Origin of the sequence: Dongia sp. (assembly GCF_041906375.1) — a bacterium.
Taxonomy (GTDB): domain Bacteria; phylum Pseudomonadota; class Alphaproteobacteria; order Dongiales; family Dongiaceae; genus Dongia.
Window position 1 is genome coordinate 617,837 of record NZ_JAYRJJ010000002.1, and the last position, 24,704, is coordinate 642,540.

22 protein-coding genes are annotated in these 24,704 nt (G+C 63.9%); 8 read left to right on the plus strand and 14 right to left on the minus strand.

Annotation, left to right across the window (positions count from 1 at the left end):
- Positions 1-90: 90 nt before the first annotated feature.
- The 3 genes from ACE3OA_RS09740 (at position 91) to ychF (ending at position 2,789) form a co-directional block, all read left to right on the plus strand.
- Positions 91-816: a 50S ribosomal protein L25/general stress protein Ctc gene (locus tag ACE3OA_RS09740; protein ID WP_374310452.1), complete on the plus strand. Its 726-nt coding sequence runs from the start codon at positions 91-93 to the stop codon at positions 814-816.
- 36 nt (positions 817-852) lie between these two features.
- Entirely contained in the window at positions 853-1,485 is a 633-nt protein-coding gene (gene pth, locus ACE3OA_RS09745; protein ID WP_374310454.1) for an aminoacyl-tRNA hydrolase, read from the plus strand.
- A gap of 200 nt (positions 1,486-1,685) precedes the next feature.
- A complete protein-coding gene (gene ychF, locus ACE3OA_RS09750; RefSeq protein WP_374310456.1) occupies positions 1,686-2,789 on the plus strand; it encodes a redox-regulated ATPase YchF in 1,104 nt (367 codons plus the stop codon).
- A 39-nt stretch (positions 2,790-2,828) separates the two neighbouring features.
- Here ychF and ACE3OA_RS09755 read toward each other — a convergent pair whose 3' ends face one another.
- A complete protein-coding gene (locus tag ACE3OA_RS09755; RefSeq protein ID WP_374310458.1) occupies positions 2,829-4,883 on the minus strand; it encodes a caspase family protein in 2,055 nt (684 codons plus the stop codon).
- Between the two features lie 195 nt (positions 4,884-5,078).
- Between ACE3OA_RS09755 and ACE3OA_RS09760 the strand changes: the two genes are divergently transcribed.
- Positions 5,079-6,041: a DMT family transporter gene (locus ACE3OA_RS09760; RefSeq protein WP_374310460.1), complete on the plus strand. Its 963-nt coding sequence runs from the start codon at positions 5,079-5,081 to the stop codon at positions 6,039-6,041.
- Between the two features lie 150 nt (positions 6,042-6,191).
- A complete protein-coding gene (locus ACE3OA_RS09765; protein ID WP_374310461.1) occupies positions 6,192-7,862 on the plus strand; it encodes a calcium-binding protein in 1,671 nt (556 codons plus the stop codon).
- 197 nt (positions 7,863-8,059) lie between these two features.
- Here ACE3OA_RS09765 and gshB read toward each other — a convergent pair whose 3' ends face one another.
- From gshB to rsmI, 5 genes are all read right to left on the minus strand, one after another.
- Complete coding sequence (gene gshB, locus ACE3OA_RS09770; RefSeq protein WP_374310463.1) at positions 8,060-8,998, minus strand: glutathione synthase; 939 nt, start codon at positions 8,996-8,998, stop codon at positions 8,060-8,062.
- 71 nt (positions 8,999-9,069) lie between these two features.
- On the minus strand, positions 9,070-9,930 hold the full coding sequence (locus tag ACE3OA_RS09775) for a SirB1 family protein (RefSeq protein WP_374310465.1): 861 nt from the start codon (positions 9,928-9,930) through the stop codon (positions 9,070-9,072).
- 23 nt (positions 9,931-9,953) lie between these two features.
- Entirely contained in the window at positions 9,954-10,802 is an 849-nt protein-coding gene (locus ACE3OA_RS09780; RefSeq protein ID WP_374310468.1) for a BON domain-containing protein, read from the minus strand.
- Positions 10,803-10,858: 56 nt separating this feature from the next.
- Positions 10,859-11,236, minus strand: coding sequence for a YraN family protein (locus ACE3OA_RS09785; RefSeq protein ID WP_374310470.1), 378 nt, complete (start codon positions 11,234-11,236; stop codon positions 10,859-10,861).
- Positions 11,229-12,140, minus strand: coding sequence for a 16S rRNA (cytidine(1402)-2'-O)-methyltransferase (gene rsmI / locus ACE3OA_RS09790; protein WP_374310472.1), 912 nt, complete (start codon positions 12,138-12,140; stop codon positions 11,229-11,231). Before rsmI ends, ACE3OA_RS09785 begins: the two co-directional genes overlap by 8 nt.
- A 32-nt stretch (positions 12,141-12,172) precedes the next feature.
- Between rsmI and ACE3OA_RS09795 the strand changes: the two genes are divergently transcribed.
- From ACE3OA_RS09795 to ACE3OA_RS09805, 3 genes are all read left to right on the plus strand, one after another.
- Positions 12,173-13,399 (plus strand): penicillin-binding protein activator, encoded by a 1,227-nt coding sequence (locus ACE3OA_RS09795; protein WP_374310474.1) that lies wholly within the window; start codon positions 12,173-12,175, stop codon positions 13,397-13,399.
- Positions 13,400-13,594: 195 nt separating this feature from the next.
- Entirely contained in the window at positions 13,595-15,271 is a 1,677-nt protein-coding gene (locus tag ACE3OA_RS09800) for a methyl-accepting chemotaxis protein (RefSeq protein ID WP_374310476.1), read from the plus strand.
- Positions 15,272-15,524: 253 nt separating this feature from the next.
- Positions 15,525-16,544 (plus strand): ATP-grasp fold amidoligase family protein, encoded by a 1,020-nt coding sequence (locus tag ACE3OA_RS09805; protein WP_374310478.1) that lies wholly within the window; start codon positions 15,525-15,527, stop codon positions 16,542-16,544.
- Here the strand turns inward: ACE3OA_RS09805 and hemW are convergent.
- The 8 genes from hemW to ACE3OA_RS09845 form a co-directional block, all read right to left on the minus strand.
- Positions 16,443-17,609 (minus strand): radical SAM family heme chaperone HemW, encoded by a 1,167-nt coding sequence (gene hemW, locus ACE3OA_RS09810; protein ID WP_374310481.1) that lies wholly within the window; start codon positions 17,607-17,609, stop codon positions 16,443-16,445. The genes ACE3OA_RS09805 and hemW overlap by 102 nt on opposite strands.
- A gap of 171 nt (positions 17,610-17,780) precedes the next feature.
- Entirely contained in the window at positions 17,781-19,835 is a 2,055-nt protein-coding gene (locus ACE3OA_RS09815) for an ASKHA domain-containing protein (RefSeq protein ID WP_374310483.1), read from the minus strand.
- 164 nt (positions 19,836-19,999) lie between these two features.
- Complete coding sequence (locus tag ACE3OA_RS09820) at positions 20,000-20,950, minus strand: methyltetrahydrofolate cobalamin methyltransferase (RefSeq protein WP_374310485.1); 951 nt, start codon at positions 20,948-20,950, stop codon at positions 20,000-20,002.
- Positions 20,951-20,984: 34 nt separating this feature from the next.
- The gene (locus ACE3OA_RS09825) at positions 20,985-21,992 is read right to left on the minus strand and encodes a methylenetetrahydrofolate reductase (RefSeq protein ID WP_374310487.1); all 1,008 of its coding nucleotides are present in this window, start codon (positions 21,990-21,992) and stop codon (positions 20,985-20,987) included.
- Entirely contained in the window at positions 21,992-22,534 is a 543-nt protein-coding gene (locus ACE3OA_RS09830) for a methylenetetrahydrofolate reductase C-terminal domain-containing protein (protein WP_374310489.1), read from the minus strand. The genes ACE3OA_RS09825 and ACE3OA_RS09830 overlap by 1 nt, the downstream gene beginning before the upstream one ends.
- 4 nt (positions 22,535-22,538) lie before the next feature.
- Positions 22,539-22,853, minus strand: a complete 315-nt coding sequence (locus ACE3OA_RS09835; RefSeq protein ID WP_374310491.1) for a virulence factor — start codon at positions 22,851-22,853, stop codon at positions 22,539-22,541.
- Between the two features lie 8 nt (positions 22,854-22,861).
- On the minus strand, positions 22,862-23,485 hold the full coding sequence (locus tag ACE3OA_RS09840; protein ID WP_374310493.1) for a DUF1638 domain-containing protein: 624 nt from the start codon (positions 23,483-23,485) through the stop codon (positions 22,862-22,864).
- Between the two features lie 216 nt (positions 23,486-23,701).
- Positions 23,702-24,400 (minus strand): LuxR C-terminal-related transcriptional regulator, encoded by a 699-nt coding sequence (locus tag ACE3OA_RS09845; protein ID WP_374310495.1) that lies wholly within the window; start codon positions 24,398-24,400, stop codon positions 23,702-23,704.
- Between the last annotated feature and the right edge of the window lie 304 nt (positions 24,401-24,704).

Consider the following 24,704-nt stretch of genomic DNA (forward strand, 5'->3'; position numbering starts at 1 on the left):
GACTGAAATCCGATCGGCACCCCTGGAGGTCGATCGGTCGAGGCCCGGATGGTCCGGGTTTCGGTAACTGCGATAATATAGGAGACAGCAATGTCCGCAGTTCAGTCCGTCAGCGCGGAAGCTCGCGACCGCGCCGGGAAGGGGGCCGCCCGTGCCACACGTCGCACTGGTCGAGTGCCCGCCGTTATCTATGGTGACAAGAAAGAGCCGACCCTGATCTCGCTCGATCCCAAGGAGATCGACCGTCACATCCACAAGAAGGGCTTCTTCGCGACCCTTCTGGATGTCGAGATCGCGGGCAAGAAGCATCGCGTCCTGCCGCGCGACGTGCAGTTCGATGTGGTCACCGACCGCACCCTGCATGTCGATTTCCAGCGCGTCGGCAAGGACACCAAGATCCACGTCAACGTGCCGGTCGTGGTCCGCAACGAAGCGGCCGCCCCGGGCATCAAGCGCGGTGGCGTCTTGAACCTGGTCCGTCACGAGATCGAGTTCATCTGCTCGCCCGATCACATCCCGCAGATGGTGGAAATCGACCTCACCGGTCTCGATATCGGTGGTTCGATCCACATCAGCGCCGTGAAGCTGCCGGAAGGTGCGACGCCGAACGTGCGTGAGCGCGACTTCACGCTCGTCACCATCGGTGCGCCGTCGGGCATGAAGGCCGAAGCGGAAGCGGCTCCGGCTGCTGCAGCAGCGGCGGCCCCGGCTGCCGGTGCGGCTGCCCCGGCCAAGGGTGCTGCGGCGGCGCCCGCCAAGGGTGCAGCAGCTGCGGCTCCGGCCAAGGCGGCGGCTCCGGCCCCGAAGAAGAAGTAAGACGCCGACATCCGTCGGGATTAGCGGGGCTCCTCGATGCGCCTTATCGTTGGATTGGGCAATCCGGGGCCCCGCTACGCCGACAACCGGCACAATATCGGTTTCATGGCGGTGGACACGATTGTCCGCCGCTATTCTTTTGGTCCGATCAAGGCGAAGTTCCACGGCGCCATTGCCGAAGGCACGATCGGCACGGAAAAAGTCATCTGCCTCTGCCCGACCACCTTCATGAACGAGTCCGGCCGCGCCGTGCAGGCAGCGATGCAGTTCTACAAGCTGGACGCCAGCGACATCACCGTCATCCATGACGAGATCGATCTGCCGCTGGGCAAGGTGAAGGTGAAGCGCGGCGGCGGTGCCGGTGGTCACAATGGCCTGCGGTCCATCGACGCCCATATTGGGCCCGATTACTGGCGCATCCGGTTGGGTGTCGGTCACCCGGGCGTCAAGGCAGCCGTGAAGAATTTCGTGCTGATGGATTTCGGCAAGGAAGAGCGCAAATTGGTCGACGAGATCAACGCGGTCTGCGCCGAGAACCTGCCGCTGCTGTTCGGCGCGGATGAGAACAAGTACATGAACAAGGTGAATGTGACCCTGTTCCCACCGGCGCCGAAGGACGAGACCGCGAAGGCGGATCGTCGGGCGAAGGCGGAAGAAGAGAAGAAGTAGAAGACTATTGCCGACCTATCTCATCCCCCTCTCCCCCGCCGACGAAGTCGGCATTAGCCTCCAGGCGGGAGAGGGTCGGGGTGAGGGGGTGGCGAGAGCGGACTGGTTGTGAGAGCCCCCTCACCCTGCCCTCTCCCGCGAGGGGAGAGGGTTCAAGAGGTGCAATCGGGCAGAGCGAAATAGACAGAAGGTAGAGTACCATGGGTTTCAATTGCGGTATCGTCGGCCTGCCCAATGTCGGCAAATCGACTCTGTTCAATGCACTGACGGCCACCGCCGCGGCGCAGGCGGCCAACTATCCGTTCTGCACCATCGAGCCCAATGTGGGCCGCGTTTCGGTGCCGGATGACCGGCTGGAGAAATGCGCGGTCATCGCCAAATCCGGCAAGCTCATCCCGACCCAGCTGGAATTCGTCGACATCGCGGGGCTGGTGCGCGGCGCCAGCAAGGGTGAAGGCCTCGGCAACAAGTTCCTCGCCAACATCCGCGAGGTCGACGCCATCGTCCATGTGCTGCGCTGCTTCGACGGCGAAGTGACCCATGTCGAGGGATCGGTCGATCCGATCCGCGATGCTGAGACGGTCGAGACCGAATTGATGCTGGCCGATATGGAAAGCGTCGAGAAGCGCCTGGATGCCGCCAACAAGAAAGCCAAGAGCGGCGACAAGGAAGCCAAGGCTCTGTCCGACATCCTCACCCCCGCGGTCGAAGCCCTGCGTGCCGGCAAGCCTGCGCGCACGGTGCTGAAGGATCTTTCGCCAGAACAGCGCCTGCAATTCCGCCAGCTGCAGCTGATGACCGGCAAGCCTGTCCTTTATGTCTGCAATGTCGACGAGTCTTCAGCCGCCACCGGCAATGCCTGGTCGGCCAAGGTTGCCGAGATGGCCAAGGCGCAGGGTGCTGCCACCGTCGTCATCTCCGCCGCCATCGAAGCCGAAGTGGCGCAACTCACCGACGAGAAAGAAAAGCAGGAATTCCTGGAGACATTGGGTCTTGAGGAAACCGGCCTGACCCGAGTCATCCGCGCCGGCTACAAGCTGCTCGATCTCATCACCTTCTTCACCATCGGGCCGAAGGAAGCGCGCGCCTGGACCGTGCGGCACGGCGCCAAGGCGCCGGAAGCCGCCGGCGTCATCCATACCGATTTCGAGCGCGGCTTCATCCGTGCCGAGACCATGTCGTGTGATGATTTCATCGCCTATGGCGGCGAAGCCGGGGTGAAGGAAGCTGGCAAGTTCCGTCAGGAAGGCAAGGAATATGTCGTCCAGGACGGTGACATTTTCAATTTCCGCTTCAATGTTTGATCACTGGGCCCGATCACTGGGCCTGATCACTGGGTCTGATCACTGGGCCTTGAGCCGGCGCAGATAGGCGGCGGCGGCGTAGTACTCGATATAGTGATAGACCTTGGTTTCCAGAGCCGCGGTGAAATATTTCGCCGCGGCTTCTTTATTGCCCTTCGTAAACTGACGCTCACCCAGATAGAAATTGGCTTCGCATAGCTGGTTCTGCACATCCTGGCGCGAGCCCTCATGCGCCTTCACCAGCAAGGTCTCGTCGTCATATTTGCCGAGCATCCAGCGTATCAGCATGCCCGGCCAATCATCCTTATGGTCAGCAACCGTCCGCTGCAGGAGCGTGCGCGCAGCGCCCGATTTACCGGCGCGGGTAAGCAGCATCGCCTTCCAGATCTGGCCGTAGCCATAGCCGCTATTATCCGCGATCTGCCGATCCGCCATGGCAAGCGCGTCCTTGTCGCGCTCGGCCAGATAGAGCACGGCAATGCTCTGCAGGCCGAAGCCGGTATCGTCATGGGCGACCGCCCGATTGGTGAATTCGATCGCCGCCTTCTCATTGCCGTCGGCCAGCGCCACATAGCCGCGCGTCGAGAGGATCTCGAAATTCTCGTCGATGGCGAGGGCCGCATCGAGGTCGGCGACGGCCTTCGCCGTGTCGCCGGTATAGAGATGGCTCAAGCCCCGATTGTAGAAATTCCAGGCATTCTTCGGCGCCAGTGCGACGGCCTTGTCATATGCGTCGATCGCCGCCGCATAATCACCTGCATCCGAGAGAGCGAGCCCGAGATTGGCGGGATAGACCGGTTCCTTGGGGTCGAGGCGCATCGCCTCGCGATAGGCCGTTTCGGCCGGCTCAAATTGCCGCAGATCGTAATGGGCGCGGCCGATTTCGTTGGTGAAATCGCCTTTGGCGATGTCGTCGAGGCCGCTCTTGGTGAGCGCCGCCTGGCAGGCCGCCAGGCGCTCTTCAGGGCTCTTGTCGTCTGTGTGGCAGATTTTGGCGGCCGCGTCGGGATCGACGTCAGCGGGCGTGGGTGCGGGTGCCGGTGCCGCCGCCTCCTGCACCGGCGCCGGATCTTCAACGGCCGGCGTCGGCTGCGCCTGCTTGGCCGGTGCCGTGGTCGCATCAGCGACACGGGTGCCGGTGAGCAGATTGAGGCGGTTCCTGGCGAGGCGCGCGAAGTTTCCTTGCGGATATTGTTCGAGATAGGCGACGAAATCGGCCGGGTCCTTGCTGTCCTTGATCGAGTTCCAGAAGGTGACCTCGACCGCGCGCGCGTCTTCCGCCGGCGCCGTGTTGGCTGGGGCTTGCGAAACGGCGGGAGCAGGCGCTGCCGGCATGAAGAAGAAGGGGGCGGTAAGCGACGAGGATTCCCACGGCGTCTGGGTATTGCCGGTTTCCTGCAACACGCTGCCACGCACATCGCGGAAGGCTTCCTCGATCGGCGCGCCCGGCGTGGTGATGGCGGCGGCGAGCGCCGCGGTGTAGGGCGAGTTCTGTCCAGCACCGTCGCTTGCCACCTCGCCCGGCGCCGTCGAATAGGCGACGAATGATCCGCGCGGCGCTTCCATGCGCGCCAGACCCATCTGTGCCGACCGGAAGCCGCGCGGCAGCGGGTTGTTGCGGCAGGCATCGAGGATGATGATGTTGACCCGCGCATCGGCGAATTGCATCTGCTTCAGGACGGTGTCCGCCGATATCGCTTCCAGATCGACATCGGCTTCCGCCGTGATATGCGCGTTCACGGGGATGAGGTAATTCTCACCGGCGACCTGCAGGCCGTGGCCCGAATAATAGAACAAGGCGGTCACGTCCGACCCGGCGGCCGTCAGCCGCTTGCCGAAATCGCTGATTGCCCGCTTCATCGCCTTCTGGTCGGCATCGGTGACGGCGATGATGTCGAAGCCCGCCTTGGTCAGGGCCTTCTTCATCAAGGCGGCATCGTTGACGGGATTGGCGAGCTGCCCCATCTCCTCGCCGTAATCGGCATTGCCGATGATGAGCGCCACGCGCGGCTCGGCATGAGCCGGCGCCCCGGCCAGCAGAGCGGCCAGAGAGAGGATTATGGCGGCGGCTTTAAGCTTTGCGACCGGCAACACGGCACATCATCCCGTCAAGGAGCCCCGGAGCCCAAAGCATAGCGCCGGGGAAGACCCTTGGCCATCGCCCGGAATGTGCCGGTGATCACACTTCGCGGCGTGGTTATGCGGCGGGAGGCGGCCCGTCGGGATGGCGCTTTGCCGGGCCCGTCGTTATGGTGAGGTTTCCCCATTGCCCATGAATCCTGCCCGTCCATGACCGCCCAGCCCAAAACGCCAATCCCGCACGCAGCCGACCGCCCGATCTTCGCCATCCTGTTGATGAATCTGGCGGTCCTCATCTTCACGTCGATGGACGGGTTGGTGAAGCATGTCTCGGAGGTCTATCCGACAGGCCAAGTGGTGTTCGTGCGCAACCTCTTCGCCTTCCTGCCGCTTATCAGCTACATGCTGGTGGTGGAAAAGCGCCTGCAGCTGCGCACCACACGGCCCTGGGGTCATGTCTGGCGGGGTGCTGCCGGCGTCTCAGCCATGTTCTGCTACTTTCTTTCCTATAAGCTGCTGCCGCTTTCCGACGCCATTGCCCTGGGTCTTTCCGGGCCGATCTTTCTCACCATCCTTTCCGTCCCACTGCTCGGCGAAAAGGTCGGCTGGCGGCGCTGGAGCGCCGTCACCGTCGGCTTCATCGGCGTCTTGATCATGACGCGGCCCGGCTCCGGCGTGTTCGATTTGGCTGCCCTGGTACCGCTCCTGGCATCGGTCTTCTATGCGCTCGCCATGGTGTCGATCCGCCGCCTCGCCGCCACCGAGCCGCCCACGACCATCGTCTTCTATTTCACCCTGTTCGCCACCGCCGCAGCACTTTTCACCCTGCCGCTAGGCGCGCTCGATGCCGATCTCGCCTGGCGCTGGCCGCAATCGCTGAATGAGCTTGGCCTTCTGGTCCTCATCGGCATCATGGGCGGCGCGGCACAGATAGCACTTACCACCGCGTTCCGCCGCGCCTCTGTTTCGGTGGTGGCGCCGTTCGATTACATGGCCCTGGTCTATGGCTTCCTGATCGGCTTCGTCATCTTTGGTGAGCGCCCCGACCGCTATCTCATCGTCGGCGGTACCGTCGTCGTGGCGAGCGGCATCTATATCATCCACCGCGAAACCTTGCTCGCCCGCCAGCGTCGGCGCGCGGCTTCCGTGCCGTCGATGCCGGTGACGCAATAGGAACGGCGCGCACTTCCCCCGCAGCCAACACCATGATCGGCAGGTCTGCGGAACTTTCCGAATGGAATCAGTTCCGACTTATTTTTCGCGCAGAAATGCCCGTTTTTCTTACACTTCCCAAGTCTTCAACTGTCTTGGGGAGTATGGATCATGGCGATTATCAACGGCACGAACGCACCCGAAGAACTCTACGGGACCGATGCTGCCGACACGATCAACGGCTGGGCGGCGAGCAACCTGCCCGGCGATTTCGGTCCGGCTGACGACAATGACACCATCTTCGGCTTTGCCGGCAATGACGCACTGAACGGCGGCAACGGCAATGATGCGCTGATCGGCGATGTGGGCCTCGACACGCTGAGCGGCGGCGCCGGCAATGACGGGCTCTGGGGCGGCGACGACAATGATTCCCTGCGCGGCGATGCCGGCGACGACCAACTCAACGGCGATGCCGGCAATGATTATCTTTCTGGCGGCAGCGGCAATGATTTCATCTGGGGCGGCGCCGGGATCGACACGCTGAAGGGCGAAGACGGCAACGATTACCTTTCCGCCGACGACGGCGACGATTTCGTCAATGGTGGTGCCGGCGATGACGATGTGCGCGGTGGTGCGGGCAACGATACCGCCTCGGGTGGCGATGGGAACGACCAGGTCATCGGCGACGATGGCGACGACAAGCTCAACGGCAATAATGGCGACGACCGGCTGTGGGGTGGCTTCGGTATCGACCGGCTCTATGGCGATGCGGGCCATGACCAGCTCAATGGCGAATTCGGCAATGATTTCCTTTACGGCGGCGCCGGCAACGACGCGCTGTTCGGCGAAGACGGCGACGACACGCTCAATGGCGATGCCGGCAATGACGCGTTGGTCGGCGGCAATGGCAACGACATCATCAATGGTGGCGACGATGCCGACAATCTGTGGGGTGCCGACGGCAACGACATCCTGTCCGGCGATGGCGGCGACGACTTCCTCGAAGCCGGCAATGGCAACGACACGGTGAATGGCGGCGCCGGCAACGACACGCTTTCCGGCGAATTGGGCAACGATACGCTCAGCGGTGGCGACGGCAACGACACCATGTGGGGTGGCGACGGTACCGATACGCTCGGCGGTGGCAGCGGCAATGACGGCATCCTCGGCGATGCCGGCAATGATACGCTGAACGGCAATGACGGCGACGACACGCTGTGGGGTGGCGACGGCACCGACAAGATCATGGGCGACGCCGGCAACGATTGGCTGGAAGGCAATGACGGCCATGATTCGCTGGATGGCGGCATCGGCGACGATACCTTGCTGGGCGGTGCCGGCAATGACAGCCTGACCGGCGGTGACGGCGCCGACCAGATGGTGGGTGAACTGGGCAATGATTCGCTCTATGGCGGCAATGATGGCGATACGCTGTGGGGATCGGACGGCGAGGACCGGCTGTTCGGCGATGGCGGTGATGACGCCCTTATCGGTGGGGTCGGCAATGACACGCTGACCGGCGGTGCGGGGGCCGACACCTTCATTTTCGGCCATGAAGCCGGCATCGACACGATCAAGGATTTCAGCGTCGCGGAAGACAGCATCGCCTTCGGCCGCGCCGATTATGGTATCGCCGATGATGCAGCGATCGAGGATTACCTGCTGTTCTCATCCAGCAAGACCTTGCCCACCCCACCCGATGCCGGTCATGGCTATTTCCTGGTCTCGACCGGAGCCGTCTGGTGGGATGCGGATGGCAGCGGATCGGAAAGTGCCGTGGCGGTGACGCGCTTTGCCGTCGAGACGCCGGGCCTCACCGCCGCCAATTTCGAGTTCGCGTGAGATAGACTGAGATTCCCCCTCACCCCACAACCGGGGTGAGGGCCGTGAAATCGCCTATTCTTGAATTCGTCATCCCCGGGCGAAGACCCGGGGATCCACCGGTGCAGTTGAGAAAGTGGATGCCCGGGTCAAGCCCGGGCATGATGACTTACGAAACCACAAGCGATGACTCGTCGGCGGTGCTGAGGGAGGAGCCTTTAGAGCCTTGCCTCGATCGCGTCCCAGATCTGGTCTTCGAGGCAGACGCCGTCGAAGCGGTTGATCTGCTGCAGGCCCGTGGGCGAGGTGACGTTGATTTCGGTGAGATAATTGCCGATAACGTCAATGCCGACGAAAATGAGGCCGCGCTTTTTCAGTTCCGGGCCGATGATCTCGCAGATTTCCTGATCGCGCTTGGAGAGGTCCGATTTAATCGCCTGGCCACCGACATGCATGTTGGAGCGTGCTTCGCCCTGCGCCGGCACGCGGTTGATGGCGCCCACCGCCTTGCCGTCGATGAGGATGATGCGCTTGTCGCCCTGGCGTACCGCCGGCTCATAGCGCTGGATCTGGATCGGCTCGCGGTAGAATTGCGTGAACATCTCGAGAAGCGAGGCCAGATTCTCGTCATCCGGTTTCACGTGAAACACACCGGCGCCGCCATTGCCGAACAGCGGCTTCACGATGATGTCCTTGTGCTCGTTGCGGAAGGCCATGATCTCGTACCGGTCGCTTGTGATGAGCGTCGGCGGCATCACGTTCCGGAATTCGGTGACCGACAGCTTTTCCGGCGCGTTGCGCACATGACCCGGATCATTGACCACCAGCGTGTCGGGGTGGATGCGCTCCAGGATATGCGTGGCGGTGATATAGGCCATGTCGAAGGGCGGGTCCTGGCGCATCAGAATGACATCGAGCGTGGCGAGGTCCAGCACCTCCTCCGCGCCCAGGGTCGCGTGGTTGCCGCGCTCGCGCCGGAACACCACCGGCCGCGCCCGCGCCGTCACCTTGCCGTCGCGCCAGGACAATTGCCGCGGATGATAGTGATAGAGGTGATGCCCGCGCGCCTGCGCCGCAAGGCCCAGCACAAAGCTGGAATCGCCGTCGATATCGATCGTTTCGACGGGGTCCATCTGGATGGCGACGGCTAGGGACATGGCAAATTCTCTCGGCTGGTTGGGCCGGCAGTTTAGCGGCCGGAAGTCGGGGCGCAACTCTCTTCGATGGGCTATTGCAGCCGCTGGGTAATGTCCTGCAGCAGGCGGGCCGCCTGGTGGCGCTGCGCGTCATTGTCGGCGATTTCGAGAAACCGCGACAAGGCGAGCTTGGCGGCGAGCAGATTGCCGAGCCGCGAATGGATGAGGCCGGCCTCGCGCCAGAAGGGGGCGGCAGCGGGGGCGATCAGCAGCATGCGTTCGACCACGGCGGCGGCGTGCGCCAGGTTGCCGTCCTGGATGAGGCGCACTTTGATGTTGTTCTGCAGGCGCAGCAGGATGTCGCGATTGCCGATGGCGGCATAATGGCTGGGCTGCAATTCGGCCGCCTCGCCGATGGTGGTCTTCAGGCGCTGCCGCAGATCGCCGGTTTCCAGCATGAGGCCGCCATCGAAGGGATCGAGGATCGCGGCCTTGCCGTCGTGAAACAGGCGAATGACAAAATGGCCGGGGAAATTGACGCCCTCGACCGACCAGCCCTGGCTGCGCGCGGCATGGATATAGAGGATGGCGAGCGCCACGGGCAGGCCCTGGCGGCGGTCGATCACCCGCATCAGGTCGGCATTCTGCAAATCGTCGTAATTGACCCGGTCGCCGCGATAGGCAAACTCGCCGGCCATGATGTCGGCGAGCAGCCGGCAGCGCGCCGACAACCCCTGCTGCCCGCCCAGCGCCAGCGACGGCAGGTTGGCGGCCAATGCCATCGCGTCGGCAATGGCCGCCAGATGTGCCTGATAGGCATGGCGGCTGGTATCGGGCCGGTCACTGGCGGCCAGCGCCAAGGCCGCTTCGGCAAGGTCGATCTCGGCATCGCTCAGGGCGCCGATCCGGGTCAGGTCGGCCTCGATATCGGCGCGGGCGTTGGTCTCTGGCATGTATTGCGTAGGCTGGGTCGGGGTTACGGCAGTGAAGCCGAAACGCCCTTCTGCGAAGCTGGTTGCGTCGATTTGGGCAAATCCGGCGGATTGAGGCTGGCGGATTGCGGGATGGGGCTTGCCGCCGGCAGCGGCGTTTGCGTCGTTGCCACCACGGGCGCATCGACCGGCCCCGGCTCCGTCGTCGGTTTTTGCGCCGGCACCGGCGGCAGCGGATCGCTGACGAGGCGCACGCGGCTCACTACCTCGCGCACATAGGCGATATCGCGGGCATGGTCGATGACGCGCTGGCGCTCGGTATCGTTCTGGGCGACGCCCATCAGATAGATGGTCGATCGGATGCAATCGATGCTGAAATTATTGGCGCGGATCTGCCGGTCCGCCATCAGTTTCAGGCGCAGGCGGTTGATCAGCCAGGCATCCTCCGAATAATCGCCAAGGTCGAGGCCGCGGCCAATCTTGATCTCGTTCATCACCTCGCGCACACCGCTCGAAGCCCACGCAATCTCAGAGGCGGCGAGGCGATCCTCAGGCTTCTGCACATAGCCGGTCAGCAGTACCCGGCCTTCGTGCACCTGCAGGCTGACCTTCTGGAAGAGATACTGGTCCTTGCGCAGCAGCCGTTCGTTGATGCCGACCCAGGTCAGGTTGTCGTCGACCCCTTTGACCAGGCCGCGTTCCTGGGTGGCAAGGTTGATGGTGGTGGCGGCCACGCCGACGGCGGTCCCGACCGGCGAACAGCCGGCCAGCAGGAAGGCAGCCAACAAACAGCCTGGAGCCCCCCCGGCGGCCAGGCGCAGCGGAAGACGTTCGACAAAACGCACAACGGGCGACTTGGCTGGCGACGGGGCCGGGTTCATGGGGCGAATCATGCCCGAACTCCGACTCGGGCTCAAGAGATGTATTAACGATCTCCGCTAACTATTTGTCAGAACTCGACTCGCCAGGCATCCCGGAGGTGGATCGGCCAGCCGAACCGGCCGAGGGCGATGACGTCGCAGCGCAGATCCAGCCCGGCAAGCTCCGGCCGGGTCTTCAAGTAATGACCCAATGCCCGCATCAACCTTTGCCGTTGGGGGGCCAGCACCGCACCGCTGGCCAGTCCCCGGTCGGCCCGGGTCTTCACCTCGACCAGGGCCAGGACCCTGCCCTTGCGCACCAGTATGTCGATCTCGCCCAGCTTCGAGCGCCAGTTGCGTTCCAGGACCCGGTAGCCCTTGAGACGGAGATAGGCCACGGCGAGGCTTTCCGCGAACAGCCCCCGCCGCCGCGCTTTCTTTCCCCGCTGCTGCCGCGCGCTAGTCATCGCCTCGTTCTGGGTCCCGTTCTTGTGCCTGCTTGAGCTCGAGCGCCCGCTGATAGACCTGCCGCTTCGGGAGGCCGCTGGCGGCGGCGACTGCCTCGGCCGCCTCCTTCACCCGCATCGCGGCCAGCGCCTTGAGGAGCGCTGCGTCGAGGTCCCCGGCATCGGCCTCGGCAGCGGGCAAAGGCGGACCGACGACGATGACGATCTCGCCCTTGGGCGGGCCGGCCTCCGTGTAATGGTCGAGCAGTTCCTGCAGCGATCCGCGGCGAACCTCCTCGAACATCTTGGTCAGCTCCCGCGCCACCGCTGCCGGCCGGTCGCCCAGAACCGCGCGCAGATCGCCCAGGGCCGCCACCAGGCGGGGTGCGGTTTCAAAAAGGATGAGGCTGGCGCGCAAGGCGGCCACCTCCTCCAGTTCCGAACGGCGCGCGGCCGATTTGGCGGCAAGGAAACCGAGGAACAGGAACCGATCGGTGGGCAGGCCGGAGAGAATGAGCGCCATGATCGGTGCCGAGGGGCCCGGCAGGGCCGTCACCGCCAAGCCTTGCGCTGCCGCCTCGCGCACCAGTTTGAAGCCGGGATCGGAGATGAGCGGCGTACCGGCATCGGAGACAAGGGCGATCTTCTCCCCCCGCCGCAGGCGCTCGATCAATCTGGGCCGCATCTCGTCGGCATTGTGGTCATGATAGGAGAGCAGCGGCTTCTTGATGCCCAGATGCTGCAGCAGGCGGATGGTGATGCGGCTGTCCTCGCAGGCGATGGAATCGGCCGCCTTGAGGTAATCGGCGGCCCGTGGCGTGAGGTCGCCCAGATTGCCGATCGGCGTCGCCACCAGCCCCAATTCGCCCGCTTCCCGGCCTGACGTCGGTTTACTTGAGGGGCCGCTATCGTTAGGCTTTGTCATCTGTTCTCAATTATTTGCCCGCCGGAGTGACCATGACGGAAGTATCGAAATCGCAGCGCCCCTTCTCTGCCTTGGCGGGTGCCGTCTTGTCGAGCTTCGTCTTGGTAACGAGCCTTGCCGCCTGTGCCCCCACCGTAGCGCCGCCGCCGCCGGTTAGCCAGCCGGCCCCGCCGCCGGTGGTGACGCCGCCGGTCGTCACCCCCAGCACCCCGGTCGAGCCGATCGATACCGATATCAAGGTGGGCCTGTTGCTGCCCCTCTCCGGCCAGCAGGCGAGCCTCGGGCGGTCGATGCTGCAGGCGGCCGAGATGGGCCTGTTCGACGTGGGCGGCGACAATTTCAAGCTGGTGGTGCGCGACAGCGCCACCTCGGGCGGACCGGCGGCGGCGGCGCGTGAAGCGCTCTCCGACAAGGCCGACATCGTCTTGGGCCCGCTCTTCGGCGCGGAACTCAAACAGGCCGCGGCCCCCGTCACCGCCGCGCGCGTGCCCATGGTGAGCTTCAGCAACGATTCCTCCCAGGCGCAGCCCGGCGTCTATATCCTGGGCGTCACGCCCGAAAGCCAGATTGCCCGCGTCGTCGCCTATGCCGCCAGCCAAGGCGTGAAGCGCTTTGCGATCATGACGCCCAATTCCGCCTATGGCCGCCTCGTGCTCGCCGCATATCAGGAATCGGTCGTGAAAGCCGGCGGCACCATCTCGCAGGTCACCTTCTATGACCCGAAATCGCCTGATCTCACTTTGCCGGTCCGGGAAATGGCTGACGCCTACAAGCGCAGCGGCTTCGATGCGCTGATGATTCCCGAAGGTGGGCAGCGCGTGCGCGCCTTCGCCGCCATGCTGCCGGCCTTTGAAATTCCCACGGGCCTCGTGCGCCTTCTCGGCACCGCGCAATGGCAGGACCCGGCCGTGGCCGCCGAGCCGGCTTTGGTCGGCGGCTGGTTCGCGGCCCCGGCGCCGGAGCGTTTCCAGAGTTTCGCGCAACGCTATGCCAACCTTTACGGCAGCCAGCCGGATCCCCGCGCCGGCATCGTCTATGACGCCGTCACCCTCGCCGCCGCACTCGCGCAGTCGAAAGAAGGCGGCGATTTCACCACCACGCGCATGACCGACCCTTCGGGCTTCTCCGGCATCACCGGCGTCTTCCGCCTCAGCGCCGACGGCAAGACCGAACGCGGCCTTGCCGTGATGGAGATCGCCCCCGGCACCTTCACGGTGAAGGACCCGGCACCCGGCACCTTTGCCGCCGCGATCAACTGAAGGCCGGCCAAGCAACCTGGCAGGACCAAAGTCCGTCCATTAAGTTCATGGAATAACAGCCTAATTCGGCTCCCGCCAAACCTAGATCGCGGTCACCTTTTCTTAGCTTTTGTATGACACAAGCAAACCTAAGTTTGCTTCGCGGGCGCGCTTTTTTACCGCCCGCGTCGCCGCCATTTTTGGAGGCTGTCCTACATGTTTAAGAAGATCTCTATCGCCGGGCGCATGACGATCGCCATCGGCGCCTTTCTGGTTTTGCTGTCGGCTGGCCTCGTTGTGTCGGCCTATCTCCTGGTCTCGGACAAGATGGCCGAGCAGGCGACGGCGGCACAGCAGACCAGCATGCGCGTGGCTTGGGATGTGTTGAAGCAAAGCGGCACCACTTTCAGCGTGAAGGACGGCAAACTTTATGCCGGCGAGACGCTGCTCAACGACAATCTGGCCGTCGTCGACAAGATCAAGGAACTGGTCGGCGGGACCGCCACCATCTTCATGGGCGACACCCGTGTCGCCACGAATGTGATGAAGCCGGATGGATCTGGCCGCGCCGTCGGCACGCAGCTCGCAAAGAACGCGGCCTATGATTCCGTGCTGGTCCAGGGGAATCCCTATCACGGCACCGTCGATATTCTCGGCCAGACCTTCTTCACCGGCTATGACCCGATCAAGAACGAGGCCGGCGAAACCATCGGCATCCTCTATGTCGGCGTCAAGAAGAGCGACTATTTCGCCCTGGTCGACAGTCTGTTGATCAATTTCGGCCTGGTGACGCTGGTCATCACGGCGATCCTGGTGATCCTGGGCTTCTGGGTCACGCGCCGCCTGTTGCGGCCGCTCACGCAATTGCGTGAATCGCTTTCGGCGATCGGTGCGGGCAACCTGTCGGTCGAGGTCGGGCATACCGATCGCCATGACGAGATCGGCGTGATGGCGCGCACGGTCAGCCTGTTCAAGACCGGGATGGAAGAGCGCAATCGCCTGCAGGCGGCCCAGGAGACCGAGCGGGCTGCGGCTCAGGCGGACCGGGCGAAGGCGCTTCAGGGTGTCGCCGAGCAGTTCCGCCAATCGGTGCTGGGCGTCGTCGACCGCGTCGCCGATGCCGCCAACAATCTCAAAGGCGGCGCCGATTCCGTTGCGACGCAGGCCGGCAGCACCACCGGCGATGTCGGCTCGGCCAATGATGCGGCCGAACGCGTGGCGCGCAATGTCGAGGCCGTGGCCGCCGCGACCGAGGAATTGACCGCCTCGATCGGCGACATCTCCCGGCAGGTGACGGAGACCTCGGCCGCGGCGGAACGCGCTGTCGGCGAGGCCAATGAGACCAGCGGCACCATGCAGAACCTGGCCGCCGCCGCCAACCGCATCGGCGAGGTGGTGAGCCTCATCAACCAGATCGCCAGCCAGACCAATCTGCTGGCACTCAACGCCACCATCGAGGCAGCGCGCGCCGGCGATGCCGGCAAGGGCTTCGCCGTCGTGGCGTCGGAGGTGAAGAACCTCGCCACTCAGACGGCCAAGGCCACCGACGACATCCAGGCGCAGATCCAGGACATTCAGACGGAGACGCAAAAGGCCGTCGGCGCGATCGGCGGCATCACCACCTCGATCAACGACATCAGCGGCAAGGCGACCGCCGTGAGCGATGCCGTCAACCAGCAGATGGAAGCAACCAACGAGATTGCCCGCAACGTGCAGCAGGCCTCGTCGGAAACCGAAACCGTGAGCAAGCGCATCTCGACCGCCGCCGCCGGCGCCCGCGAATCGGGCGCGGCAGCAGAGAAGCTGCGCGAGGAAGCGGTGGCCCTGGCGGGCGATGTCGACCAGTTGCGGGCCCTGTCGGGTGAGTTCATCAGCCGTATCGCCACGGTTTGAGATCGGCCGCACGTAACAGCCCGGTCACAAGGCTGGAACGCCGCGGCGCGCGTGGAATGAAAGGGCACCCAGCCTCGCAGCGGTGCCCTTTCGCCACTTCGGGGTTGAGAAAGCGTGGGATTTCCGCGATGTCGGATCGCTTTATCCGAATAGAATAGCTGCCCCCGTCTGTGTGCATTTTGTCGTTTGCCGCTAACGTCACGTTCAACCTAGAGTGCCCCTGTCAGTTCATCGGGGTGGGTAGGCGATTTACATGGCCGGCAAGGCGGGCGCGCTGTTGGAGCGTGGGGCGACGGCGGTACACAGGCTGATCAGCCGGCAGGTACCCAGTCACGTGGCATTCAACTATTGCCTTGCTTTGCCGCGTTTCTGCACCGGCAACCGCCGTTTGCCGCGCCGGCCGGTTCACCCGCGCGCGACCCTCAACGACATCATCTTCCATCGCATGATCCGGGATGAATGGTCGCCCCTGCAGCAATCATGCGTTGATAAAGAGCATGCCAAGGCCTTCGCGCAGGCCAGGGCACCGGGCGTGAAGGTGGCGCGGACCGTGGCCATATTCCATCTGCAGGAATCGACCGGCATGGGCGAGGTCGCCGCCTGGCTCGCGCCCTATCTGGGCCGCAAGCTGGTGGTCAAGCCGACCCATTCCTACGGCAGCATCCTCTATCTCGACGAGATGCTTGAAACCCGGCGCCTGGCGCAATTTGTCCGCTATGCCAAGCGGAACTTCTTTCATGCCGCGCGCGAAACGCAGTACCGCCATCTCAAGCACAAACTGATCGTCGAGGAAAACCTCGCCCCGGACCAGCGGATTAATGACTACAAATTCTCCTGTAGCGACGGGCGCGTTCTGCATGGCCGCATGGATGTGGGCCGCTTTACGCCGGATCATCGCCGTGCACTTTTCACCGTGCCTGATTTCACCATCATTCCGGTGCGCTGCGGCGGGCTCGATTTTCCGGACCGCATTGTCGAACCACCACATCTTGCCGAGATGATCGAGATTTCCGCGCAATTGTCGCGCGGCTTCGACTTCGTGCGCATCGACCTCTACGACACGCCGAACGGCGTCTATTTCGGCGAATTCACCTTCACGCCCAGCGCCGGCGGCTGCTCCTATTCGGATGAAGGCATCGCCATCGAGATGGCAAGGCGCCTGCGCGCCGCCTCAGCCGAGCAATTCCCCCAGAAGGGCATCGAGGCGCTGGCGCCCGGCATCGGTGGCCATGAGCCGGCCGTCACGGCTCTCGAGAAATCCGCCCTCGCCTAGGCGTCTTAGTCGCGCGGGATCGAGGCATTCGGCGAAAGGCCGGCCGGCCTCCGCCTCGAAGCGCGTGAACGGAATCCCTTCGGCCAGGCGCAGGCCCATCATGGCGAGTTCGCTGATGCGCGCGTCCACAGGGACGTCATCGGATTGCCGCGTGGCGTGACCCTGCGTCGCCACCATTTCCAGCCAACGCTCCGGCGCCCGGTGCTGGCGCGTCGCCAGCTTCCGGCCGTCGATGGTCAGGCGGCCATGGGCGCCGGGGCCGATACCGACATAATCGCCATAACGCCAGTAAGTGAGATTGTGGCGCGATTCGGAGCCTGGTCTGGCGTGATTGGAAATCTCGTAAGCCGCCAACCCCGCCGCACCGAGCATCGCTTGCGTCATCTCGAAGAGCTCGGCCTGCATATCCTCATCCGGCAGCACGAAATCGCCGCGCGCATAGGCCTGCTCGAACACCGTGCCCGTTTCGATGGTGAGCTGGTAGAGCGAGATGTGATCGGCGGCGAAGGTCAGCGCACGCGCCAGTTCCTTTTCCCACAGCTGCGGCGTCTGGCCGGGCCGCGCATAGATGAGGTCGAAGGTGAACCGATCGAACGTGTTCGCCGCGAGGTCGAGCGCCGCCAGCGCCTCCTGATGATTGTGCTGCCGGCCGAGGAATTTGAGGTCGACATCGTCGAGCGCCTGGATACCCAGCGACACGCGGTTGATGCCGGCTGCACGGAAGCCCTTGAGCTTGGCCCCTTCGACCGAGGTCGGGTTGGCTTCCAGCGTGATCTCGACATCGTTGGCCATACGCCAATGCCGCGCCACCGCATCGATCACCGTCTCGGCCGTCTTGGGGTCCATCAGCGACGGCGTGCCGCCGCCGAAGAAGATGCTGGTGACGGTGCGTCCCGGCGTCAGCGCGGCGTAATGCGCCAGTTCCTTGAGATAGGAATCGCGCCAATCCGCCTCCTCAATCCGCTCGCGCACATGGGAATTGAAATCGCAATAAGGGCATTTGGCCTTGCAGAAAGGCCAATGGATATAGATGCCGAAACCGCGGGGATCAGATGCCTGGGTCATGGCCGCAAGGGAAGCTTTCGGCGTGCCGTCGTCAAGATTGAATCTGGATCGCCCCCACCCAACCCTCCCCCTGAAGGGAGAGGGCTTTGCTGCCCGAGTCTGCACAGGTCACCTCGCTCCAACTCCCTCTCCCTTCAGGGGGAGGGTCGGGGTGGGGGCGGCGACTGAAGGTTACCCCCGCCGCCGTCGCCGTCTTCCGCCTTCGTCGCCGCCTTCCGGCTGCGAGGCGGCTTTGGGTTCGGGGAGGTTCACGGCCTTGGCAAGATGCGGATAGGGGGCCGTCTTGTGCGGCAGCGCCATGGCGTCGATGAAATGCTCCTGGAATTTCGCCTCGACCGCGGTTTCGATCTTTTCGACCTGCTTCACCACGCGCGCGATTTCATCGCGGGCACCCCGGTTGAGGAGGGCGATGCGGGCACCGGTCCCGGCGGCGTTGCCGGCCGACGTGACCTTGGCGAGGTCACAATCGGGAATCATCCCCAGCACCATGGCGTATTTGACATCGATATGGCTGCCGAAGGCGCCGGCGAGCGTAATGCGCTCGACCTTGTCGACGCCGAGCTTGTCCATCAGCAGCCGGGCACCGGCATAGAGCGCTGCCTTGGCGAGCTGGATGGCGCGGATGTCGTTCTGCGTCACCTTCAATTGCGGCTGGCCGTCATGCAGCAGGTAGAAGAAGGTGCGACCATCGGCCTGGATGCGCGGGCTCTTGGCCGCCATGCCGCCGTCGATGACGCCGTCCTGGGTGAGGATGCCGGCGAGGAACATTTCCGCCAGCGCCTCGATGATGCCGGAACCGCACACACCGGTAACACCGAAGGCTTCCGTCTCGCGTGGGAAATCCGGATGATCCGACCACAGATCGCAGCCAATCACCTTGAAGCGCGGCTCCAGCGTGTTGCGGTCGATGCGCACGCGTTCGACGGCGCCGGGTGCGGCGCGCTGGCCGCAGGAAATCTGCGCACCCTCAAAGGCCGGGCCGGTCGGCGAGGAGGCCGCCAAGAGCCTGTGCTTGTTGCCGAGCACGATTTCCGCATTGGTGCCGACATCGACGATGAGCGTCATCTCATCCGCCTCATAGGGCGTCTCGGACAGGATGACGCCGGCCGTATCGGCGCCGACATGGCCGGCGATGCAGGGCAGCACATAGATGCGGGCATTGGGGTGCACCTTGAGGTCGATCTCGCTGGCCCAGATCTGCACCGGCCCGTCGGTCGCCAGCGCAAAGGGCGCCCAGCCAAGCTCGATCGGATTAATCCCAAGCAGCAGGTGGTGCATGATCGGGTTGCCGACGAAGGTGCATTCCAGCACGTCTTCCTGGGTGCAGCCGGCTTCCTTGACCACCGCCTGCACCAGATCGTTCAAGGCTTCGCGCACGGCCTTGGTCATGTCCGCATCGCCGCCCGGATTCATCATCACATAGGAGACGCGGCTCATCAGATCCTCACCGAAGCGGATCTGCGGATTCATGAGGCCGGAGGATGCCACCACTTCGCCGGTGCCGAGATCGCACAGATGGGCGGCGATGGTGGTCGAGCCCACATCGACGGCAAGGCCATAGATCTTGTCATGGAAGCCCGGCCAGACGGCGGTGATCTGCTTGCCCATATGGACGGCGACGGTGACCTTCCATTCGCCCTTGCGCAACGCCTGCTGCAGGCCCTGGATGGCGCGCACGTCGCAATCCAGCCCTTCCAGGTCCCATTGGCTTTTGAGCGCCTTTTCCAGGCGCTGCAGGTCGCCGGTCGGATCATGCATGTCCGGCTCCTGCACCTCGACATAGTGCAGGCGGATGACCGGATCCAGCGTGATGTCGCGCATCTCGGCGCGCTTCCTGACCACCTGCTTGTGCACCTGGCTGTCGGCCGGCACGTCGATCACGAGATCGCCCAGCAGCTGGGCCGAGCAGGAGAGGCGCCGCCCCGGCTTCATGCCGCGCTTGTCGGCATAGCGCTGCTCGACGCTGGAGAAATCGGAGAGGTGATGCGCATCCGAGGTGACGCCGAGCTTGGCAAACTCGCCTTCCGACACCACGACCTGACAGCGCCCGCAAATGCCGCGCCCGCCGCAGACGGAATCGATGTCGACACCGAGCTGCCTGGCGGCGGTGAGAATCGGCGTGCCCTTGGGGAAATGCCCGCGCTTGCCGGACGGCATGAAGACGAGCGACGCCGTTTCGACGTTGCCATTGCCGTTTTCCAAGGTCGCCGTGCCGACATCCGCCATGATGCAAGTTCCTACAATAATCGTGTGGTCTTTTGGGGCCCAAAAATGCCAAACCCCATCCTTGGGTTCAAGGATGGGGAAGAGAGAATAGTCAGTTGCCTCGAGCCCTCACCCCATCCCCCTTCGGAGAGAGGGGTTGGGGTGAGGGGGTGTTTCAGAGCTTGTTACGCGCCGGCCGTCTCTGGCGCGGCACCACCGCTCGCACCGCCGCCACCGCGACGGCCCGAGCGTTCGCGGCGGCCGCGGCCGCCGGCAGCGTCGCCCTCGGCGGCGGGTTCGCGGAAGCGCTTGATCCAATGGGCGCAATGCGCGTCCGTGCCCATCAGCACGTCGGCGCCCCAGATGCCGGTCATTTCCTCCGGGTGCAGCGGGTTCATGATCGCCGAGGTCATGCCGGCGCCGATCGCCATCGCCAGGAAGGACTGGTTGAGGCCGTGGCGGTTGGGCAGGCCGAAGCTGATGTTCGAGGCGCCGCAGGTGGTGTTGACCTTGAGCTCTTCGCGGAGGCGGCGAATGAGGCTGAAGGCCGCCTTGCCGGCATTGCCGAGGGCGCCGATCGGCATGACCAGCGGATCGACCACGATGTCCTTATAGGGGATGCCGTAATCGGCGGCGCGCTGCACGATCTTCTTGGCGACTTCGAAGCGCACGTCGGGATCTTCCGAGATGCCGGTCTCGTCATTCGAGATGGCGACGACGGCGGCGCCATACTTCTTCACCAGCGGCAGCACGACTTCGAGGCGTTCCTCCTCGCCGGTCACCGAATTGACCAGCGCCTTGCCCTTGTAGACGGCGAGGCCGGCTTCAAGGGCCGCAACGATCGAGCTGTCGATCGAGAGCGGCGTGTCGGTCAGCGACTGCACCAGCTGGATGGCTTCGGCCAGAATGCGCGGCTCGTCGGCCATCGGGATGCCGGCATTGACGTCGAGCATATGGGCGCCGGCTTCAACCTGCGCCAGGGCGTCGGAACGCACGCGGCTGTAATCGCCCTGCGCCATTTCGGCGGCGAGCAGCTTGCGGCCCGTGGGGTTGATGCGTTCGCCGATCACGCAGAAGGGGCGATCGAAGCCGATCACGACTTCCTTGGTGGCCGAGCTGACGACGGTATCGGTCATAACGAACAATCCTTTCTGAGAACAAATACTGTGTTTAGGCCAGCACGCTGACGGGTTCCGCGGGCCGCGGGGCGCGTCTGGGCTGGCGATTCTTCATCACGCCCGAAGCGTGGATGATTTCGTTGACGAATTCTTCCTGGCGATAGGCCATGACATGGACGCCGTGGACGCCGTCGATTTCCTTGATCTCCTGGATGAGGTCGATGGCGAGCTGCTTGCCCTCCGCCTTCTCATTCTTGGATTTCTCCATCCGCTCGATCACGGCATCGGGGATATGGACGCCCGGCACGTTGGAGCGCATCCAGCGCGCGGTCTTGGAGGACGGCAAGGGGCCGACGCCGATGAGGAAGAACGCCTTTTCGTGGAGGCCCTGCTCGCGCACCTTGTCCATGAAGCTGCGCAGCATCGGCACGTCATAGCAGTACTGAGTCTGGATGAACTGCGCCCCGGCGGCGATCTTCTTGCCGATATGGATGGCGCGGTGCTCATAGGGCGGCACGAACGGATTGGCGGCACCGCCGAGGAACACGCGCGGCGGCACCGTGATCTTGCGCCCTGAGAGGAACTTCCCCTCGTCGCGCATGCCGCGGATGCATTTGAGGAGCGAGGTCGAATCGAAATCGAAAACCGGCTTCGCCTCCGGCTGGTCGCCGGCCTGCACGCCGTCGCCGGTCAGGCACAGGATGTTCTGCACACCCATGGCGGCAGCACCCAGCACGTCGCCCTGGATGGCGATGCGGTTCCGGTCGCGGCAGGAAATCTGCATGATCACGGCATAGCCGGCCCGCGTCAGCAGCGAGCAGATGCCGACCGATGACATATGGCAATTGGCGCCCGAGGCATCGGTGGCGTTGATGGCGTCGCACACTTCGGAGAGCACCAGCGCGCGGTCATAGACGTCGCGCGGATCGGCGGAATCGGGCGGGTTGAGCTCGGCCGTCACGGCGAATTTGCCGGCACGCAGGATGCGTTCCAGGCGTCCGCCCGAGGAATGGCCGGGCAGCGAGGGGAGCGGGGCTGCGGGATCGATCTGCGGGTCCATCACGCGGCCTTCCCTTCGCCGGCAGGCTTCGGTGCCGCGGCGACGTCAGGTTTTTTCGCGGGCGGCGCTTTAGGCGGCTTGGGCGCGAATTCGCCCACTTTCTTTTCCATGCGCACGACACGCAGCCAGGAGGAGCGGCCCTTCAACTTGTTGTCGACCTGGAGCTGCACTTCCTTGATCTTCGAGAGATCGCCCATCTGCTCGGCGCCCATCCAGCCCTGGACCCAGACGCATTTCATCTCGGGCTTCACTTCGCAATGACCGTTCGGTCGCACACCACCACAGGGGCCGTTGCGCAGGGTCTTGGGGCAGTTCATCGGGCAGGACATGCCGGTCGAGGACAGCGCGCATTGCCCGCACATCTGGCAATCGAACAGGAAGCCCTTGGTGGCTTTCTCGAAGGACTGGAACGGACCTTCGACCTTCTCATAGCCGATCTTGTTCCACAGCGGATGCAGCGCCACGAGCGCGCGCTCGAAGGCTTTGTAGAAGCGGTTGAGGCCCTTTGCGTGGCGCACCGACCAGAGGCGCACGGCGTACATCGGATCAGCCCTCGTTCGCAGCGATGGCAACGCCGCCGGTTTCGACCAGTTCTTTCAGCTTCTCTTCCGGAAAGGCCGCTTCGAGGGCAGCCTGCGCCTTGGCCGCTTCGGCTTCCAGATCATCGCTCACCTCGATTGGGGCGGCGCGGCGCCATTCCGCCAAGTACGAATCCGTATCGCGCAGATTGGCGCGCATGGCGGCGCGGTCGATCGCCTTCTCGAAGCGCTCGTCGAGCTGGCGTTTGGCGCTGTCGCGACCCTTTTTCACGATGACCTGGGCGGGGATGTCGCGCCAGTAGACGGTGATGAGCTGAGCCATCTTTTCTTTCAATCCTGCTTTGCTTCGCCGGCTGCCTGCTTCATGAAGGTCGCAAGCTCGCCATAACCTGTAAATCGCCGCTCGAACGCCAGACCCAATCTCTCTGCCGCCGCTTCCGCCTTCTTCGTCAGCGCCGGATCATCGACCTGCGCCAGATAGACGACCCGGCGGTAATGGCTGAAATAGGCGTCGCGCAAGTCGGGATGGCGATCCAGCCCCATGCCCTGCCAGATCAGCCGGTCGAAATGGCGGGTGATGTAGTCGGTGAGGAAGAACGTCCCCAGTTCCTCTTCCATCATCCCTTCAAAGACCGCATGCCCCGCGAAGAAATCGTAGCAATGCGGGCCTTCGATCCGTTCAACCCCTTCTTCCTTCAACACCTCGTCCAGCATGCCGCCGGTGCCGCAATCGCCATAGAGCACGAAGATCTCTTGAAAGTGCTTCCTGCCCCAGCGAATTTTAGCGCGCACCCCCTCCGGGATCTTTTCCGGGCGGTTATGCCAGATCGCCGGCAGGCAGGTCACCGCCAATTGACTGTCCGACCAGCCATTCGCCGCGCGCACGGCCATAAACTCCTTCGCCAGCGCACCGCAGGCGATGATCAGGCAACCGCTCTTGGCCTCATTCGACATTCCCACTCCAACAATCGGCTTATTGCTAGGCCCTCCACTATAGGATGGCTGCAATTGGGGCGACCGCTGATAGTCGATTAACGACTAGGTGTCATGTCGCAAACTGAACTTTTCTCACCGCCAGGTGAGGCTGGGTCATGGCCCGCCGCGGATCGGGCGGATCTTGATGCAAGATACCGCACGGATTTGACGCAGAGCGCGTTTGAAGGAGCACCTTCAGGAGAACAGAATCCCCAGATCCTGGGCTTTTCGGGCGGCCTCGGTGCGATTCCGGGCCCCCAGCAGGCGCAGGATGCGATGCACATGCACCTTGGCGGTCGCCTCGGCGATGCCGAGGCGGGTGGCGATCTGCAGATTTGTGGCGCCTTGGCACAGTTCGGTCAGCACCTGGCGGTGGCGCGGCGTGAGCTCGGCCGGCACGGTTGGGGGCCGGGACGCATCGAGACGGGCGAAGATGCCCGCGCCGGGTTCGCCCTCCAGCGGGTGCCCGGCCGACTGCGCCAGCAGGAATTCCGGCGAGACATAGCGATTGCCGGCAACGACGAATTGCAGAGCCGGCACCAGCATGTCGAGTTCGACGCTGCGCGCGAAATGCCCGCCAAAGCCCAGGCGCAGATCCGTGGCGATATCGGCCAGGGTGTATTGCCCGTAGCGCAGCAGTACCGGACGATCGCGCCGCTGTGCCGCCAGATCGGCCAGCTGCCGCCGCTCCTCCAGCGTGAGCTCGGCCGCGAGCAGCACCAGCCGCAGCGGTTCATCAAGCGAGACCAGCTCGCAAAGCTCAAGGAAGTCGGCGATGATCTTCGGCCGCGCCACGACGCCGGCGCTGCGGACGAAGGCCCGCAACGCCAGATGATCGAGACCGCCCGGCTTTACCAGAATGAGGCCGCGGGCGAGTGAGGTGACAGCGTTCATCAGCACTCGGATCTCATCAATCGCTCCGGCGGTGTGGTGGTGGCCGGCCGGCGGGGCAAAAAACCCGCCTCTCCTTAGCAAATATCCACACAGTCAGCACTGGAATTCTCCGGCACCCGCCGCATTTCTTCCGCTCCGGCCGGATGACATCGGACTTTCAACCCAACGCCCTAAGCAGAAATGTGTATTCATTCCCGAGTTAGGACTTCAGATAGTTTTTCGCGTGTATAGCATCGGAAATCGTTACGTTTATTCAATTTTTTTGCACCTGGCCTTGCCCTCTGATTAACTAGAGCAACTTCTG